The 1,297-nt window shown below is 50.2% G+C and carries 2 protein-coding genes; both read right to left on the bottom strand.

What is annotated here, in order from left to right; genetic code table 11:
- Positions 1-34 precede the first annotated feature (34 nt).
- Complete coding sequence (locus tag QUA40_RS28765) at positions 35-757, bottom strand: transposase (RefSeq protein ID WP_333132124.1); 723 nt, start codon at positions 755-757, stop codon at positions 35-37.
- The coding region (locus QUA40_RS28760; RefSeq protein ID WP_333132122.1) for a helix-turn-helix domain-containing protein at positions 691-1,297 on the bottom strand (607 nt) is incomplete at its 5' end. The genes QUA40_RS28765 and QUA40_RS28760, both read right to left, overlap by 67 nt.

Here is a 1,297-nt window from a genome sequence, read left to right as displayed (position 1 = left end):
TAGTAGTCCTCGGCGTGAGTTTACCTACCCTCGTTCACTGCTTCAAAGCTTTGCCCTGATAAGTCCATTTAAAGGGTTTAGCCATCGTGCGATTGAAGTAATCAATGAATTCGAGGAGACGAGTTTTGAGTTGAGCTTTACTGATAAAATTGGCTCGCTTGAGTAACTTCCGCACCAAAATACCGAACCACATCTCAATTTGATTGAGCCAGGAACAATGCTTGGGGGTGAAATGGAACACAATTTTATGATTGGGATTACGGAGAAATTCGGCTCGACTGGGCATTGATTGGAGCATGCCGGATTCCCCTTTGACTCCCAGGTCGATGTCTAATCCTTCCGTTTGGGCGACCCATCGCACCAGTGATTCTGATTGATGGGTGTTCAAACAATCCATCACCAAATGCCATTTGCTGGCTTTCGGGTCGGTGGCGAGCAACTGTTGAAGATGGTTGAGATAGTCTGCCTCTGTGCGGGTGTCTCCCACACGGGCTGTGGCAATCTGACCTTGAGCCACATCAAAACTGGCAATTAACGTCTGGGTTCCATGTCGAATATACTCAAATTCTCGCCGTTGGAGTTGGCCCGGACGCATCGGTTGGTCAGGCGCTTTTCTCTCTAAGGCTTGAATCCCCGTCATTTCATCAATGGAAATCGTCCGTTCTCCCCGTTCGGCACGTTCAATCGCGCTCAGATATATCTCACAAATGTCGTTGACCTTCTCATCGAACTCAGGGTCGGGGGGGGATTCAACCAATATTGCGATTGGTGGGGTTTCAAGTTGGCTTCGCTCAGCAATCGTCCCACATGCCGGGGGGAGATGGTCTCAAAGATGCCTTGTTGGATCACTTCATCGGCCAACTCTCGGGCGGTCCAATGACTGATGGGTCTTCCGTGTGCCTCAGGCGAATGGCAAGCGATCGCAAATAATTGCAGGATCTGCTCTAAGCTGAAACTCATCGGCCCTCCAGGTCGGGGCGCATCGACCAATCGCTCTCGGGCGGCGATGTTCTTACTCTTTAGCTCGATCCAACGATTGCGCCATAGTCTGGCCATATCTCGACTGATGTTGAGGCGACGACCGATCGCTCGATGATTTTCGCCTGCTGCTGCCAATAATATGATGTTTGCTCTTAACGCAATTTGTTGGGGCGTACTGTGCCGATTCACTAACTGTTGTAGTTCCTCTCGCTCCTGTGCGCTCAATTCCAGGGGCGGTACGATTTTAGGCATCATCCTATCCTCCTTTTCAAACTCTCCCTTAATGGTAGCTTTATTCCCGCCGAGAACTACTAGC

Origin of the sequence: Microcoleus sp. Pol11C3, from assembly GCF_036701485.1 — a bacterium.
Lineage (GTDB): Bacteria > Cyanobacteriota > Cyanobacteriia > Cyanobacteriales > Microcoleaceae > Microcoleus.
Note: the sequence above shows the minus strand (reverse complement) of the source record. Positions and strands in the feature narration are given on the sequence as shown.